This is a genomic window from Dermabacter sp. (genome assembly GCF_032550575.1).
Taxonomy (GTDB): domain Bacteria; phylum Actinomycetota; class Actinomycetes; order Actinomycetales; family Dermabacteraceae; genus Dermabacter; species Dermabacter hominis.
Window position 1 is genome coordinate 79,552 of record NZ_JAWFZC010000005.1, and the last position, 15,306, is coordinate 94,857.

General features: G+C 65.2%; 11 protein-coding genes and 2 tRNA genes. 9 read left to right on the plus strand and 4 right to left on the minus strand.

Annotation, left to right across the window (positions count from 1 at the left end):
• Positions 1–137: 137 nt before the first annotated feature.
• From E6X30_RS06700 to E6X30_RS06725, 6 genes are read left to right on the plus strand one after another with little or no spacing between them, the layout of a single operon-like run.
• On the plus strand, positions 138–3,056 hold the full coding sequence (locus tag E6X30_RS06700) for a Na+/H+ antiporter subunit A (RefSeq protein WP_316335931.1): 2,919 nt from the start codon (positions 138–140) through the stop codon (positions 3,054–3,056).
• Complete coding sequence (locus tag E6X30_RS06705; protein ID WP_070435922.1) at positions 3,046–3,627, plus strand: Na(+)/H(+) antiporter subunit C; 582 nt, start codon at positions 3,046–3,048, stop codon at positions 3,625–3,627. Before E6X30_RS06700 ends, E6X30_RS06705 begins: the two co-directional genes overlap by 11 nt.
• Positions 3,624–5,189, plus strand: a complete 1,566-nt coding sequence (locus E6X30_RS06710) for a Na+/H+ antiporter subunit D (RefSeq protein WP_070435921.1) — start codon at positions 3,624–3,626, stop codon at positions 5,187–5,189. Before E6X30_RS06705 ends, E6X30_RS06710 begins: the two co-directional genes overlap by 4 nt.
• Positions 5,186–5,749: a Na+/H+ antiporter subunit E gene (locus E6X30_RS06715; RefSeq protein WP_316335932.1), complete on the plus strand. Its 564-nt coding sequence runs from the start codon at positions 5,186–5,188 to the stop codon at positions 5,747–5,749. The genes E6X30_RS06710 and E6X30_RS06715 overlap by 4 nt, the downstream gene beginning before the upstream one ends.
• Positions 5,749–6,036 (plus strand): monovalent cation/H+ antiporter complex subunit F, encoded by a 288-nt coding sequence (locus E6X30_RS06720; RefSeq protein ID WP_016663224.1) that lies wholly within the window; start codon positions 5,749–5,751, stop codon positions 6,034–6,036. Before E6X30_RS06715 ends, E6X30_RS06720 begins: the two co-directional genes overlap by 1 nt.
• The gene (locus tag E6X30_RS06725) at positions 6,033–6,590 is read left to right on the plus strand and encodes a monovalent cation/H(+) antiporter subunit G (RefSeq protein ID WP_016663223.1); all 558 of its coding nucleotides are present in this window, start codon (positions 6,033–6,035) and stop codon (positions 6,588–6,590) included. The genes E6X30_RS06720 and E6X30_RS06725 overlap by 4 nt, the downstream gene beginning before the upstream one ends.
• 105 nt (positions 6,591–6,695) lie before the next feature.
• Here E6X30_RS06725 and E6X30_RS06730 read toward each other — a convergent pair whose 3' ends face one another.
• The 3 genes from E6X30_RS06730 to E6X30_RS06740 form a co-directional block, all read right to left on the minus strand.
• On the minus strand, positions 6,696–8,372 hold the full coding sequence (locus tag E6X30_RS06730) for a formate--tetrahydrofolate ligase (RefSeq protein ID WP_316335933.1): 1,677 nt from the start codon (positions 8,370–8,372) through the stop codon (positions 6,696–6,698).
• A 212-nt stretch (positions 8,373–8,584) separates the two neighbouring features.
• A tRNA-Phe gene (locus E6X30_RS06735) sits at positions 8,585–8,657 on the minus strand.
• Between the two features lie 164 nt (positions 8,658–8,821).
• Positions 8,822–8,895: transfer RNA gene (locus E6X30_RS06740), tRNA-Asp, on the minus strand.
• A 121-nt stretch (positions 8,896–9,016) separates the two neighbouring features.
• Between E6X30_RS06740 and hrpB the strand changes: the two genes are divergently transcribed.
• A complete protein-coding gene (gene hrpB / locus E6X30_RS06745; RefSeq protein WP_396334969.1) occupies positions 9,017–11,701 on the plus strand; it encodes an ATP-dependent helicase HrpB in 2,685 nt (894 codons plus the stop codon).
• 9 nt (positions 11,702–11,710) lie between these two features.
• Here the strand turns inward: hrpB and E6X30_RS06750 are convergent, their stop codons facing one another.
• Positions 11,711–12,322 carry a biotin transporter BioY gene (locus tag E6X30_RS06750; RefSeq protein ID WP_016663220.1) on the minus strand — a complete coding sequence of 204 codons (612 nt, stop codon included), beginning with the start codon at positions 12,320–12,322 and terminating at the stop codon, positions 11,711–11,713.
• 124 nt (positions 12,323–12,446) lie between these two features.
• On the opposite strand from E6X30_RS06750, the gene E6X30_RS06755 reads away from it, so the two are divergent.
• Complete coding sequence (locus E6X30_RS06755) at positions 12,447–13,658, plus strand: winged helix DNA-binding domain-containing protein (protein ID WP_016663219.1); 1,212 nt, start codon at positions 12,447–12,449, stop codon at positions 13,656–13,658.
• A gap of 193 nt (positions 13,659–13,851) precedes the next feature.
• The gene (locus E6X30_RS06760; protein WP_316335935.1) at positions 13,852–15,279 is read left to right on the plus strand and encodes a DUF1524 domain-containing protein; all 1,428 of its coding nucleotides are present in this window, start codon (positions 13,852–13,854) and stop codon (positions 15,277–15,279) included.
• The last annotated feature ends 27 nt before the right edge of the window (positions 15,280–15,306 follow it).

Genomic DNA, 15,306 nt, shown 5'->3' on the forward strand with positions numbered 1-15,306 from the left:
AGCACTTCACGCGAGCGAGGGTCTGGTTGACGCTGGAGGCGTGCATCCCGTGACGTGGGATGAACGTATGGCGAGCCCTGCTCGGTTGATAGAATTAAGCGTCCCCGCACCGTAGTCACGAGGACGGAACTACCTGCATGATTATCGCCATCGCCGCGCATTTCGCGATGGCACTTGCGGCGCCCTTTTTCGTGAAGTGGTGGAAACAAAAAGCGTTCCTACCGATCGCTCTCGTTCCCGCGGGAACCGCCGCGTACCTGCTCGCGCACTCACCCGCCGTCCTCGCCGAGGCGCCCCTCGTCGAGTCCCACCCGTGGATTCCCCAGTTCGGCATCACTCTGAGCTTTGCACTCGACCCGCTCGCGTGGCTGTTCGTCCTCATCGTTTCGGGTATCGGAACGGTCATCATGCTGTACTGCTCGCGGTACTTCAAGGAAACGGAGCCGTCGCTCGCGCGTTTCGCGGGTGTGTTCACGGCGTTCTCCGGGGCGATGCTCGGGCTCGTGCTCGCCGACGACGCGATGGTGCTGTTCGTGTTCTGGGAGCTCACGACCGTGTTCTCCTACCTGCTCATCGGCCACTACGTCACGAAGCAGGCCTCGCGTCGCGCGGCGATCAACGCGCTGATTTCGACGACTGCGGGCGGCCTCGCCCTCATGGTGGGACTCCTCATGCTCGGTGTCGAAGCCGGCAGCATGCGAATCTCCGAGATCCTCACGTCGCCCGCCTTTGCTGCGGTGTCGCCTTACCTCGTTGTGGCCCTCGTGCTCGTGCTCATCGGTGCGGCAACGAAATCGGCACTTGCCCCCGGCCACTTCTGGCTCCCCGGTGCAATGGCCGCCCCCACGCCTGTGTCGGCGTATCTCCACGCGGCGGCGATGGTGAAGGGGGGAATCTATGTTCTCTTGAGGTTCGCCCCGCTCCTGGCAACCGTCGGACCCCTCACGATTACAGTTTCCGCTCTCGGTGCCGCGACCATGCTGCTCGGTGGGTGGCGCGCCCTCAGGCAAACCGATATCAAGCTGCTGCTCGCGTACGGCACCGTGTCCCAGCTCGGATTCATGGCGTCGATCGCGGCCGTCGCCACGCGCGAAGCGGTGTTTGCCACAGCCATGCTCACCCTCGCACACGCGCTTTTCAAGGCGCCGCTGTTCATGAGCGTCGGCGTCGTAGACAAGTGCTACGGCACTCGCGACCTGCGCGAACTCAGCGGGGTGTTCAAAGACCTGCCGATTATCGGGATCGTCGCCTTCGTGAGCGCGGCTTCGATGGCGGCGATGCCGCCGCTATTTGGATTCGTCGCAAAGGAAGCGGTGTTCTACACCCTCGCCGAGGGTGAGCCCTGGGCTCGTGCGATCCTCGCGGCGACCGTCGCTGGATCCGTGCTGACAGTCGCCTACTCGTGCCGATTCTTCTTCCACGTGTTTCCCGGCGAAGGCGGGGCTCCGCACAAGCAACCCACGCTGCGATTCCAGCTCATCCCAGCGATCGTCGCGACCGCGAGCCTTTTCGCTCTCGCGCTCACTCCCCAGCTTGAGGTACTCGCGACGCTCATCGCGGGCGGCCCCGGCGCCGCCGTGGGGGAGGTCGGTCACCTCGCCGTCGTTCCCGATCACGTGTCGCTTCCGCTCATCTGTTCGCTCCTCGCACTTACCCTCGGTGCTGCCCTCGCGGTGTGGCACGCCCCGTTTGAGCGCTTCCAGAAGGCCGTGAGCCCCCAGCGCACGGCGCTTGGGCGATGGTGCGATGCGGAGCGCCTGTTCCGCGCTTCCATGCGCCAGGTGGACTCGCTCGCCGTGCGCACAACCGCCTTCTTCCAGCGCGGCTCGCTCCCGGTGCACCTCGGCGCGATCTTCCTCGTGTTCGTCGTGATGCTCGGTGGCGCACTCGGCTTCACCGGTAAGCTCCCGGACACGGTCGTCCTGTTCGCACATCCCGCAGAGTTTGCCGTGGTCGGCTTCACGGCGCTCGCAGCGCTCGGCGCGGCGCGCGCCCGTCGCCGGCTGAGGGCCGCGCTTCTGATTTCCGGCACGGGCTTCGGCGCTGCGCTCCTGTTCATGATGTACGGCGCCCCCGATGTCGCCGCGACCCAGCTTTTCGTCGAGACGATGATGACCGTCGTGCTAATCCTCGTGCTGCGACGCCTGCCCGCGCACTTCTCGATTCGCCCGCGCCGCTTCGACCAAGTCGCGCGCTGGTCAATCGCCATCTGCACGGCCATCGTGATCGTCACCGTCTTCGCGTATGCGGCGGGAGCGCGCCTCACCGCCCCGGTCGGCCCCGAGCTCATCGAGGCCGGTTACGAGATCGGCAAGGGGCACAACGCGGTCAACGTCACCCTCGTCGACGCGCGTGTGTGGGACACGATGGGGGAGATCGCCGTAGTCCTCGTCGTTGCCTCGGGAATCGCCTCCCTCATCTTCGTGCAAAAGCGTGAGCAGCAGATCGTGCGCGTAGGGGACCTCGAGGGAGAGCTCTCGATCTGGCGACGAACGTCCGACGCCTCCATCCCCGAAAATACGCTCCGGTTCCACGACGAGAGCGGGGACCTCGAGGGCAATCGCGGCTCCACGTGGCTCCTCGCGAGCCGCACCCTCGCGCCCGAACGCCGAATGGTCGTCCTCGAAGTCATCACGCGCCTCACGTTCCCGATGCTCATGGTGCTGAGCGTCTACCTGCTGTGTGCAGGCCATAATTTCCCCGGTGGCGGATTCGCCGGTGGCCTGGTTGCGGGTCTCGCGATCACGCTTCGCTATCTCGCCGGCGGCCGCTACGAACTTAACGAGGCCGCGCCCGTGCAGGCCGGGGCGCTTCTTGGCATTGGCATGGTGCTCGCCCTTTTCACGGGCATCTCACCGCTCCTCTTCGGCGGCACGGTGTTCCAAAGCTACGTGTGGATCGGGCACCTCCCCGTTCTCGGCGAGATCGAACTCGCGAGCGCACTCATCTTCGATATCGGCGTGTACCTGATCGTCGTGGGCCTCGCCCTCGACGTCTTGCGCACTCTCGGCGAGCAGATCGACCGGCATCAGGAGGCGGAACTCGATGCACGTTAGCCTCCTCATTCTCCTTCTCGCGGCAGTCTTGATCGCGAGCGGAATCTACATGCTGCTCGAACGCACCCTCTCGCGCATCATCATGGGCGCGGTCCTCGCGGGCAACGGCATCAACCTGCTGTTTCTCCTCGCGATCGGGACCCCCGGAACGCCGCCATTTGAAGGCTCGGGCGCGCTTGAGGCCATGAGCGACCCGCTGCCCATGGCGATGGTGCTCACCGCGATCGTCATCTCTCTCGCCCTCACGGGCTTCGGCATGGCGCTCTCCTACCGCTCGTGGCAACTATTCGGCCACGACGAGGTTCCCGACGACGTCGAGGACCTCCGCGTCGCCGACCGCTCGCGCAGGCTCGTCGAACGTCACCGCCACGAAGTCATCGAGAAGGTCGGATTCGAAGCCGACGAGCGACGCAAGGAACGCGAACACGCGCGCTTGGAGGAAGAGGCCGAAAAGGCACGCGCGAACGCGCGCGAGGATGCGGACGACGATATTTCCGACGACTTTACGTCCGACGAAGAAGTCGAACAGAGCCCGACAGAAAGCGACAGCGACGAGGAGGAGACGCCATGAGCCCCGAGATTCTCCTCGCCGCGCCCGTGATGCTTCCGCTCCTCGGCGCCGCCGTCGCCCTGCTCACGCGTCACCGCGCTGGACTCCAACTCATCGTCACGATCGGCACCCTCAGCGTCAACCTCGTGATCGCGGCGCTCCTCATGTACTGGATCAACGAGAACAGCATCCTCGTGCTCCAGATTGGCAAATGGACGCCCACGCTCGGCATCGTGCTCGTTGCCGACAGACTCACGGGCCTCATGCTTTTAGTCTCGTCCTTCGTGACCCTCGCCGTGCTCATCTACGCGAGCGCCCAAACGATCTCCGAGCACATCGAATCCACCCCCATTGCGATCTTCCACCCCTCCTACCTCCTGCTCGTCGCGGGCGTCTCAAACGCGTTCCTCGCGGGCGACCTCTTCAACATGTACGTGGGCTTCGAGATCCTGCTCGCCGCGTCATTCGTGCTGCTGACGCTCGGGGGATCCGCAAGCAGGGTTCGAGCCGCGACGACATACGTGATCGTGTCGATGGTGAGCTCCATGCTGTTTCTCGTGGGGATCGCCAGTTGCTATGCGGCCGTCGGAACCGTGAACCTCGCGGAGATTGCCGCGCGCATGGACCACGTGGACCACCACGTGCGCCTGCTCATCGAGTTCGTGCTGCTGATCGCCTTTGGGCTCAAAGCAGCGATCTTCCCGCTGTCAGCCTGGCTGCCCGACTCCTACCCGACGGCGCCCGCCCCCGTGACGGCCGTGTTCGCGGGACTGCTGACCAAGGTGGGGATCTACGCGATCATCCGTCTCGAAACCCTCATGTTCCCCGAGTCGGAGATCTCGACCGTCCTCCTGGTCGCGGCCGGTTTGAGCCTCGTGATCGGCATCCTCGGGGCTATCGCCCAAACTGACCTCAAGCGTGTGCTGTCGTTCACGCTCGTCAGTCACATGGGCTACATGATGTTCGGCATCGGGATTTCTTCGCAAATCTCCATGACGGCAACCGTGTTCTACGTTGCCCACCACATCACCGTGCAGTCCACGCTGTTCCTCGCGGCTGGACTCATCGAGCACGTGGGAGGAACAACGAATCTCGCGAAGCTCGGTGGGCTCGCGAAGGCCGCGCCGTGGCTCGCGATCCTCTTCTTCGTGCCGGCCATGAACCTCGCGGGTGTGCCGCCGCTCAGCGGGTTCATCGGGAAAGTTGGTCTCATTATTGGCGGTATTCACCGCGGGAGCGCACTCGCGTGGATACTCGTTGCGCTGAGTGTGATCACCTCGCTTCTGACCATGTACGCGATCGCGAAGGTGTGGAACCGCGCGTTCTGGCAGGAAACTCCCGAGCAGATCGTGGTGGAGAAGCCCGTCACACCGCTGCTCATGAGCGGTTCGACCGCGGCGCTCGTCGCGTTCTCACTCGCCCTCACCGTGTTCGCCGGGCCCCTCATTGCGTACAGCGAAACGGCCGCGTCCTCGCTGCTTGAGCGAGCCCCCTACGTGAGTGCAGTGCTCGGTGACGACGCTGCCGATCGCCTCGTGTACAACATCGACGACGCCGGTGGAGGGCAGGTGGCGCCCGAATGACCCGCTTCACCGATCGAATCCGTGACCTTCCTTCGCACACGCTCGGCATCCTCGGAGGTGCCCTCACGTGGTGCCTCCTGTGGGGAGAATTCAGTGTCCTGAGCGTCCTCGGCGGACTCCTCCTCGGCGCCCTCATCTACGTTATTTTCCCCGCGCCACCGCTGAGCCGCGAAGTCACCCTACACCCCGTAAGCGCGCTCGTGTTTCTCGCCGTTTTCGCGAAAGACCTCGTCGCGGGCAGCATCCAGGTGGCGCGCTTCGCGCTGCGCCCCTCCGGTAGCCCGGGCTCGAGCGTGATCGCCGTGCAGCTACGGTCACGAAGCGACCTGTTCCTGTCGTTCACGGGTATTCTCGCAACCCTCATTCCCGGCTCGGTTGTCGTCGAGGCGCAGCGCGCCACGGGAACCCTGTTCTTCCATGCGATCGGCGTGACCACGAAAGAGCAGATCAAGGCGCAGCACGAGAGCATTCTTTGCCAAGAGGAACGCCTGCTGCGGGCCTTCGCCGCGCGCGACATCCTCGAAAGCGCCGGCTACGGGACGAGAAGGAGGCACGGCTGATGTTCGAGACGATTCTCCTGAGCGCCGCGATCGCGCTCGGCCTGATCTCGATCCCGATCGTCTACCGGATGATCGTGGGCCCCACCGTTCTCGACCGCGCCGTCGCGCTCGACATGCTCGTTGTGCAAGTCATCATGGGGCTCGCGCTCTACTCGGCATGGACCGCAACGACCTTCGCGATTATCCCCGCCCTCGCCCTCTCTGCGACGGCCTTCATTGGCACGCTCGCGCTCGCCCGCTTCGTGGCCCGCGCTGACGCCCCGGAGCGAAAGGACGCCGAGCAGTGAGCATCCCGGAGATTGTCGGCTCGATTCTCATCGTGATCGGCGTGCTCGTCGCCGCGATCGCGATGGTTGGTCTCATTCGCTTCAACGACGTTCTCTCGCGCATGCACGCGGCGTCCAAACCGCAAACCCTCGGCCTTGTGCTCGTGCTTGCGGGGGCCGCGATTGCCTCGCAGTCGTTGGCAATTGCGGGCATGCTGGCCCTCGTGCTCGCCGCTCAATTCCTGACCATGACAGCCTCGAGCGCGATGCTGGGTCGAGCCGCATTCCGCCGCGGCTTCCTCCTTGGAAGCGACTACGCCTTCGACGAACTCACGCCGCGACTGTCGATCGGTGGCGAAGGCGACGACGATGACGACGGCTTCATCGATCCTGAGGCGGATGCCCACCCCGATACCGAGACCGAGAACGCCCTTCCCTCGAACGTTCTCACGCACACGATGGGCCTTGAACTCGCCGGCCTCAAGGAATACTTCGACGAGGAAGAGATCAGCGAAGGCGACGAGGGCGACGCCGGTGCACACCCCCGCACGGGAGAGTACGGCGGAAAACAGTAGCGCCAGTAGGGCGGTGAAAGTTCCGACGGCTGCCGGGTTAACGAGGGAGCGGGGGGCGGCCCGGTGGCCACCCCCGCTCCCTTACGCGTGGGAGTCGATAGTCCCTTAGAAGAGACCGATCGCGTTGCCGTCCTCATCGACGCCCATGCGCAGAGCCGCGGGCTCCTTCGGCAGGCCGGGCATGGTCATGACCGAACCGGTGAGGGCAACGACGAACCCAGCGCCGAGGCGGGGGATGAGGTCACGAACGTGGAGCACGTGGCCCTCGGGGGCGCCGAGCTTGGCCGGGTCGTCGCTGAACGAGTACTGGGTCTTCGCCATGCAGACGGGAAGCTTGTTCCAGCCGTTCTTCTTGAGGCGGCGAAGCGCAGCGGGGGCACCGTCGACGTACTGAACTTCGGAAGCACCGTAGACCTCTTTGGCGATGGTCTCGATGGCGTTTTCGACGCCGTCTTCGGTCTCGTAGAGGTGGTGGAAGTCGCCGGCCTCTTCGATCGCGGCGAGCACCTGGTCGGCGAGGTCGAGAGCGCCTTCGCCGCCCTTGGCCCACACCTCGGAGAGGGCTGCCTTGTAACCGTTCTCCTTGGCCCAGTCGAGAACGGCGTTGAGCTCGGTCTCGGTGTCCGACGGGAAGCGGTTGAGGGCGATCACGGGTTCGAGGCCGAACTTGCGGATGTTCTCGAGGTGCTTGCGGAGGTTCGAGGTGCCCTCGAGGGCCGCGTCGACGTTTTCGGTTTCGAGCTCGTCCTTCTTGACGCCGCCGTGCATCTTGAGTGCGCGCACGGTTGCGACGAGCACGACCGCGTCGGGCGAGAATCCGCCGAAGCGCGACTTGATGTCGAGGAACTTCTCGCCGCCGAGGTCCGAGCCGAAGCCGGCCTCGGTCACGGCGATTTCACCGAGCTCGCGGGCGAGGTTCGTCGCGATGATCGAGTTGCAGCCGTGCGCGATGTTGGCGAACGGGCCGCCGTGCACGAGGGCGGGCGTTCCGCCGAGGGTCTGCACGAGGTTCGGGTTGAGGGCGTCCTTGAGGAGCATCGTGATGGCGCCTTCGACCTTGAGGTCGGCGACGGTCACGGGCTTGCGATCGAACGTGTAGCCAACGACGATGCGCGAGATGCGCTCCTGGAGGTCCGCGAGGTCCGTCGCGAGGCAGAGGATCGCCATGATCTCCGAGGCAACGACGATGTCGAAGCCGTCTTCGCGGGGCATGCCCTGGGCGGGGCCGCCGAGGCCGACGACGATCGAGCGAAGTTCGCGGTCGTTGACGTCGAGGACGCGCTTCCACTGGATGCGGCGAGGATCAATGTTGAGGGGGTTGCCCTGGTGAATCGAGTTGTCGATGAGGGCCGCGAGGGTGTTGTTGGCGATCTGGATCGCGTGGAAGTCGCCCGTGAAGTGGAGGTTGATGTCTTCCATGGGGACGACCTGGGCGTAGCCGCCACCGGTCGCGCCGCCCTTGACGCCCATGACCGGGCCGAGGGACGGCTCACGCAGGGCCACGACGGTCTTCTTGCCCTTGAGGGAGAAGGCGTCGGAAAGGCCGACGGTCGTTGTCGACTTGCCTTCGCCGGCGGGGGTGGGCGAGAGGGCCGAGACGAGCACGAGCTTCGCCTTCGGCTTGTCGCTGCTGCGGTCGATCTTCTTCATGTCGACCTTGGCCTTGGTCCAGCCGTAGGGGATGAGGGCGTCGCTCGGAATACCGGCGGCCTCGGCGATCTCGGTGATCGGCTTGAGGGTATGTGCCTGGGCGATCTTGAGATCGGGGTTTTCGCTTGCCATGGGGCAAATCTCCTTTGATTCTTCTCGGTTCCTGCGGGGGCGTTCGTCCCTCACTGTGACCTAGCAAACGGGAAATTCCCTGAGCATGCCAACGTTTAATCGCCTCGCGCGGCATCCCGGTGCGCTCCCGTGACCGAAATTCCGGAAATATGGTGCGGTCGAGGGGGCATACAAAAATCCCCCGCCCGGTACGACCCGACGGGGGATTGCTGTGGCTCCGACGGGCGTCGATCCCGTGACCTCTCGATTTTCAGTCGAACGCTCTACCAACTGAGCTACAGAGCCGTATGTTCCAGAAGGAACAGCGAACAGCCTACCAGTGCACGCGAGCGCGTGCGAAATCGACGGGGGAGGGGGAGAGGTAAGACACGTTCGTTCGGGTGTGGGCGCAAACGGTGTGGGGCATGGGAAAACCCCCTCGATTCTTCGAGGGGGTTCGTCGCTTTTTGCGACCCTGACCGGGCTTGAACCGGCGACCTCCGCCGTGACAGGGCGGCACTCTAACCAACTGAGCTACAGGGCCTTTTTTGTCGTGCTCTCGCTTCGACTCGAATTACTTTACACACCCCGTGCACCAAATGCCACCTGAGAGCGGAGAGGCTCGTCACATTCGTGATTCCGCTGGTCGTCGCACGCTTGGCACAATGGATGGGGTGAGGAGCAGAGCACAGTCCGACGGTTCACCAGCCGCCTTCGATCTCGAGGCAATCGGCGCGAATCTCGCCTTCGCGAGTGTCGCTGCCGACCTCGCCGAGGCGATCGCGTCGCCCGGTGCGAGCGCGGTCGTCCAGGCGCCTCCGGGATCGGGCAAGACGACGCTCGTGCCGCCCATCGTTGCGAACGCTCTCGTGGGCGAGCAAGGCGCGGGTCGCGTGATAGTCACGCAGCCGCGGCGCGTCGCCGCGCGTGCCGGCGCATCCAGGCTTCGTGCCCTCGCCTCACAGACCACCCCGGCGCTCGCCGACCGCGTCGCCTATACGGTGCGCGGTGACTCTACGCTCACGCGCGACTCCCTCGTGGAGTTCGTGACACCGGGTGTCCTCGTGCGCCGTCTTCTCGCCGATCCCGAGCTCGCGGATGTGTCGGCGATTGTGCTCGACGAGGTGCATGAGCGCTCCCTTGAGTCAGATCTCGCGCTTGCCTTCGCGCTCGACGTGCGCGACCTGCGCGGAGATCTGAGGATTCTCGCGCTGTCGGCGACCCTCGATGCCGAGCGCTTCGCGGGCCTCATGGGGGAGGGCGTGCCAGGACCGGTGCCGGTGATCGACTCGCCAACGGCGCTATTTCCCGTCGCGACGCGACGAGAGCCCTTCGCCTCGCGCATGAACGAGCGCGGGGTCTCAAGGGAGTTCCTCGCACATGCCGCGCGGGTGGCGGTTGAGGCACTTGAGGAGCCGGGCGAGCTCGCGGATAGCGACGTTCTCGTGTTCCTGCCGGGGACATGGGAGGTCGAAAACGCGGCATCGGCGGCGCGGGATCTGCTCGCGCGTCGTGGCGCGCGGGTCGACGTCTGCGAGCTTCACGGCCGCATCGATGCGCGTGAACAGGATCGGATCGTGCGGGGCCGCGGAGCCGGCGAGCCGCGCAGGATCATCTTCTCCACGAACCTCGCCGAGTCGTCGCTCACCGTTCCGGGCGTGCGCATCGTCGTGGATTCGGGGCTGAGCCGCGAAGTGCGCCGCGATGCCGCGCGAAAGATGAGCGGCCTCGTGACCGTGACCGCCTCACGCGCGAGCATGGCGCAGCGCGCCGGTCGCGCGGGCCGACTCGGCCCCGGCCTTGCGATTCGCCTCTTCGACGACCTCGCCTACGCCGGCGCGCGAGACTTCACCCTCCCCGAGATTGCGAGCGCCGACCTCACCGATACGGCACTGCTCATGGCGGCATGGGGGACGCCCGGCGGTTCGGGTCTTCGCCTTCCCGATCCGCCCCCGGCGGACGCGCTCGGCGACGCCCACGAGACACTCCACGCCCTCGGAGCCCTCGACGCCAATGGTGCGCTCACGCCCCTCGGCCGCACGCTCGCCTCCATCCCCACCGACCCGCGGCTTGCCCGGGCGCTGCTCGCCTCAACACCGGTCGTAGGGTCCGACGCCGCCTCGCGCACGGTCGCAGCCCTGTCCCTTGAGGCGCCACTCCCGCTCGAGGGCCGCAGCATCGACGGCCCGCGCGCGAGCCGCGAGCGTCTCGCGAAAGAAACCGAGCGTTTCGCCCGCATCGCTCGCCGCCATGCAGGCGATGCACACCTCGACACGAATGGCGGACTGGAGGCGCTCGAAGCGCCGCACGATCCTGCGCACGCCGCCGGAATCGTCGTGGGCCTCGCCTACCCGGAGCGCCTCGCGCGGCGCGTCGACCCGGGAATCTACGAGTGCGCCGGCGGGACCCGCGCCGGTACGGACGAGACGAGTCTCGGCGACTGGATCGCGATTGCCGAGATGCAGCGATCGAACGCGAAGGCCGCCCGCGGCACGGGCGCGATCATCCGCTCGGCCGCACCCCTCACCGAAGAGGAAGCCCTCGCGTGTGCGGGACCGCTCGTGTCCGAGAGAAGCGAGATCGACTTCGGCGAGAACGGCACGAAAGCGCGCCGCGTGAAAGTGCTCGGCAGCATCGTTCTCTCCTTGACCCCCACGAAAGTCGAGGGGGCAGGTGCGCGAGAGGCTGTTCTCGCGGGCATTCAACGCGCCGGACTCGGCATGTTCACGTGGAGCCCGAGCGCCGCAAACCTGCGCTCCCGCCTCGCGCTTCTTCACCGCGAGCTCGGCGAGCCCTGGACGGACGTGAGCGATGCGGCGCTACTGTCACGCCTCGAAGAACTCGCGGGTCCCGAAATCGACGCGCTCGCCGGCATCGGCAGAAAAAACCCGCTTCCCCCCTCAAAAATCGACATGCGCCCCATCCTCGAGCGCGCCCTACCGTGGCCCGAAGCCGCGCGACTCGAAGAACTCGTTCCCGAGAGGATCCAGGTGCCGTCGGACTCCAAAATTCGCCTTGACTACCCGAGCGCCGACCAGATTGTGCACGCCAATGAGAGCGGTGCGGATGAGGCGCCCGTGAGACTCAAGGTCAAGCTCCAGGAAATGTTCGGGCTCGAAGAGACACCGCGCATCGTCGAGGGCAGGGTGAGCGTGCTCATCGAGCTGCTCTCGCCCGGCGGGAAACCCCTCGCGATCACCAAGGACCTGCGCTCATTTTGGGCGGGGCCGTACGCCGAGGTCCGCAAAGAAATGCGCGGCCGCTACCCGAAACACCCCTGGCCCGAGGACCCGATGGCGTTCGAAGCGACCGCGAAAACGAACCGCGCACTCAGGCGCGGCCCGCACTAGGGGCGGGGACTACTTCTCGAGTGCCCGCACTCCCTTCCAGGCAAGAGGAATCAGCCCAGCGGCGATCGCGGCCTTCACGATTCCACCCGGAATGAACGGGATGAGACCCGCGTTCATGACGCCCGCGAAGTCGAGGCCGAGGCCCATGATCGAGTTGAGCACCCACGCCATGTACGGCACGCCCACGACGAACGGCAACGCGCTCGCGGCAATAAAACCAAGAAGCGCGAGAATAAACTTGCGATCCCACGCGCGCTCCGCCATCCAGCCCGCCACAAAGGCCGAGGGAATAAAGCCGATGATGAAGCCGAAGCTCGGCTCGAGAACCATGCCCGGGCCGCCGCCAAAGTCCGCGAAAATCGGGGCGCCCGCAAGACCCGCCACGAGGTAGGTGGCGAGCGATGCCGCGCCGCGCTTCGAACCGAGCGCCGCACCCACGAGAATCACGCCGAGAGTCTGGCCCGTGATCGGCACATACGGAAGCGGGATCGTGACCTGCGCGAGCAGGCCAACGACCACCACGCCCGCGACGATGAGCGACAGATCGGTGAGCAGCGTGCGGTGTTTAACGAGCGAATCGGCGAGCACGGGGCGAGTGCCGGCAACGGAGGCGGTGGTCATGGATCTCCTTCATCTCACGAATAGGGCCGCACTAATACTAGGCCCCGCTCCCGTTCAGGGTGGAGAAAAGCGCGGTCGCCTACACCTGAATTTGGGCGAATGTGGCGCTCTATAGGGTGAGATCATGCCACCACGATCCTTCGCCCCCAGTACTCGCACCGAGCGCGCCCGCCTCATATATGCGCGCCTGAGTGCACAAGGACTCGCCCTGCCGAGGCATCGCAACGCCGGGAATCTCGTGCACGCGATGGGCGCGATGCAGGGGCAGGATCTGCCCGGCCTGCTCTCCTCGATCGCCCTTCGGCTCGATGCGGAAAAGGTCGGTGAAGCACCAGGCCAGGATCAGGTTCCGACGGTGGCTCCCCAAGCGTCGGATTCTGAAGCTTTCCCGAGCGACGCGCGCATGCGGGAAGTACTGCGCGCGTTTGACGCAGGCGAGATCGTGCGCGGCTACCCGATGCGGGGAACCGTTTTCGCCATGGCCGCGAGCGATGCGCGGTGGATGACCGAGCTGTGTGCGAAAAAGGGAGAGTGGGAGGCGAGGCGCCGCCGCTCGCGCAATCTTTCCGACGCCCAGGTCGAGCACGCGCTGAACCTCACCCTCGAATTCCTCGTGGGGAAAGTGCGAGGTGTGACACGGGCGGAACTCCTCGAGGCGTGGAAAAGCGGCGGCATCGAGACGGACGGCGGTCGCGGCTACCACCTCATCACCTACTTCATGGCATCCGGCCACCTGATCTACGGGCCGATCGACGGTGCGGAACAGCGAATCGCCGACGCCGCGACGTGGCTCCCCAAGGGGGCTGGACTCGAGGAGCGTTTCGGGGGAGACAAAGTGGCGGCAACCGCGGCACTGCTCGAGCGCTACCTCGCAAGTCATGGGCCCGCAACGCTGCGCGATTTCGCGTGGTGGACCAAACTCCCGCTTCGCCAGATCCGCGCGGCTGCCCTCCAGATCGGCGACGGAATCGAGGAATGGGGCAGTGACGCCGCAGGCGAGACGCTATTCTGCCGCGCGGGGCTTGCCGATGAGGTCAGCTCTGCCGCCGCACGCGTTCGGGGCACCTTCCTGCTGCCCGGTTTCGACGAACTCGTGCTCGGATACCCCGACCGCCTCGCCCTCATGACCGAACAAGAACACGCGCTGCTCGTGCCCGGAAACAACGGGGTGTTCCGGCGGGGAATCGTGCGCGGCGGGCGCATGGTTGCCCTGTGGCGCACCGTCAAGCGCAAGAGGGGTCGGGCGCTCGCGGTCGATGCCTTTGGTGAACTCTCCGCTGCGGCCTCGCGCGACATCGACAATGCCTTCGCGTTATTTCCGCATCACGACCAGTAGGTGGCGCCCGCGCTCGGCGTAGGGGTGTCGGAGATCACCGCGCGGAGTGTGCGGCACGTGTACTAAGGTCCCGTGACAAGGGGAGTGTGCGCAGGTAATTAATTATCTAGCGTCCAACGCCGTTGGCGGAGCCCCCACTGATCACACCCGGAGAGAAGCCCCATGGGAAAACTCGCGAAAAAATCGCAATGGAATGAAAAAACGCGGCATTGCCGCAGGCTCGTGCTGTGGCGGCACGGGACTCGGAGTTGTGGGCCTGCTCATTCTCGGCCTTATAGGGTCGCTCGCGGCCCCAACTGAGCAATCGTCGACTCCGGTCGCTTCCTCTTCCGCTGCCTCCTTCGCAGCGCCTGTATCTTCTTTGGTGGAAGATGCACACGAAGCTGATTCGGTGCCGGTAACACCGGATGCATCGTCCGCACTCAACACAGACGTCAATGCCGCCTTCGTGCCCGGTGAGGACAATGCCGCCTTCGTGCCCGGTGAGGACAGTGCCACCGTCGCCCCTGCCGTCCAGCAGGAGGCCCCCACCGGTACCGCTCTCGCCCAGCTCCGCACGCTCGAGGTGAAAGGGAGGGCCCCGCAAACGGGGTACGACCGTGAATCCTTCGGTTGGCGCGACGACGTCGACCGCAACGGCTGCGATACGCGCAACGACATTCTTCGACGCGACCTGAAAAACATCACCACGAAAGCGGGCACCCGAGGCTGCGTGGTGCTCTCGGGCCGCATCGACTCGCCATATAGCGGTTCACGCTACGATTTCGTGCACAATCCCAGTAACACGGACATCGACCACGTCGTTGCCCTCTCCGATGCGTGGCAAAGTGGCGCCTCTAGTTGGGATGCACAAAAGAAGATCGCCTTCGCGAATGATCCTCTCAATCTTCTTGCCGTCGAGTCGACGCTGAACCGGCAAAAAGGCGACGGCGATGCCGCGACGTGGCTACCGCCGCACAAAGCCTATCGCTGCGAGTATGTGGCACGCCAAGTAGCGGTGAAAGCGAAGTATGGACTCTGGGTGAAACCGGCTGAGGCCGAGGCCATCGAGAGCGTATTGGCTGCGTGCCCCAACATGAAGGCGTTTGACCGAAGCGTCGAGCCGCCTGCCACCGACTCCACCACGGAAGCAAAACCGGTGCCAACCGAAAAGCCTCGGCAGGCTGGCAAGCCCGCGGCCCTCGTCAGGGTAGTCGAGACGAAGGCGCCGAAGACGGCCCCCGCTAAGAAGAGTGCCCCTAAGCCCGCTCAGAAGAGCGCCCCTAAGCCTGCTCAGAAGAGTGCGCCTAAGCCTGCTCAGAAGAGTGCGCCTAAGCCTGCTAAGAAGAGTGCCTCTAAGTCCAGCAAGAAGAGTGCTTCTAAGCCTGCTAAGAAGCCTGCTAAGAAGCCTGTTAAGAAGCCTGCTAAGAAGCCTGCTAAGAAGCCCGCTAAGAAGCCTGCTAAGACGCCCGCTAAGAAGCCTGCTCCGAAGAAGAAATCTTCCGGTGGCGGTGGCTTCCGCAACTGCGCGGAGGCTTGGAAGAAGGGTGCGGCACCGCTCCATCGAGGCAAGCCAGGCTACACGCCGAAACTTGATAGGGATGGCGACGGCGTCGCGTGTGAATGGAAGCCTCGTCGGTAGTCCGTCCGGCCGTCTGTCAGGCGTGAA

Excerpts from the sequence above, each read along its gene's own strand:
- E6X30_RS06715 (WP_316335932.1), top strand. The coding sequence starts at position 5,186 with ATGACCCGCTTCACCGATCGAATCCGTGACCTTCCTTCGCACACGCTC.
- E6X30_RS06760 (WP_316335935.1), top strand. The coding sequence starts at position 13,852 with ATGAAAAAACGCGGCATTGCCGCAGGCTCGTGCTGTGGCGGCACGGGA.
- E6X30_RS06720 (WP_016663224.1), top strand. The coding sequence starts at position 5,749 with ATGTTCGAGACGATTCTCCTGAGCGCCGCGATCGCGCTCGGCCTGATC.
- E6X30_RS06705 (WP_070435922.1), top strand. The coding sequence starts at position 3,046 with ATGCACGTTAGCCTCCTCATTCTCCTTCTCGCGGCAGTCTTGATCGCG.
- E6X30_RS06710 (WP_070435921.1), top strand. The coding sequence starts at position 3,624 with ATGAGCCCCGAGATTCTCCTCGCCGCGCCCGTGATGCTTCCGCTCCTC.
- E6X30_RS06755 (WP_016663219.1), top strand. The coding sequence starts at position 12,447 with ATGCCACCACGATCCTTCGCCCCCAGTACTCGCACCGAGCGCGCCCGC.
- E6X30_RS06700 (WP_316335931.1), top strand. The coding sequence starts at position 138 with ATGATTATCGCCATCGCCGCGCATTTCGCGATGGCACTTGCGGCGCCC.
- E6X30_RS06730 (WP_316335933.1), bottom strand. The coding sequence starts at position 8,372 with ATGGCAAGCGAAAACCCCGATCTCAAGATCGCCCAGGCACATACCCTC.
- hrpB (WP_396334969.1), top strand. The coding sequence starts at position 9,017 with ATGGATGGGGTGAGGAGCAGAGCACAGTCCGACGGTTCACCAGCCGCC.
- E6X30_RS06750 (WP_016663220.1), bottom strand. The coding sequence starts at position 12,322 with ATGACCACCGCCTCCGTTGCCGGCACTCGCCCCGTGCTCGCCGATTCG.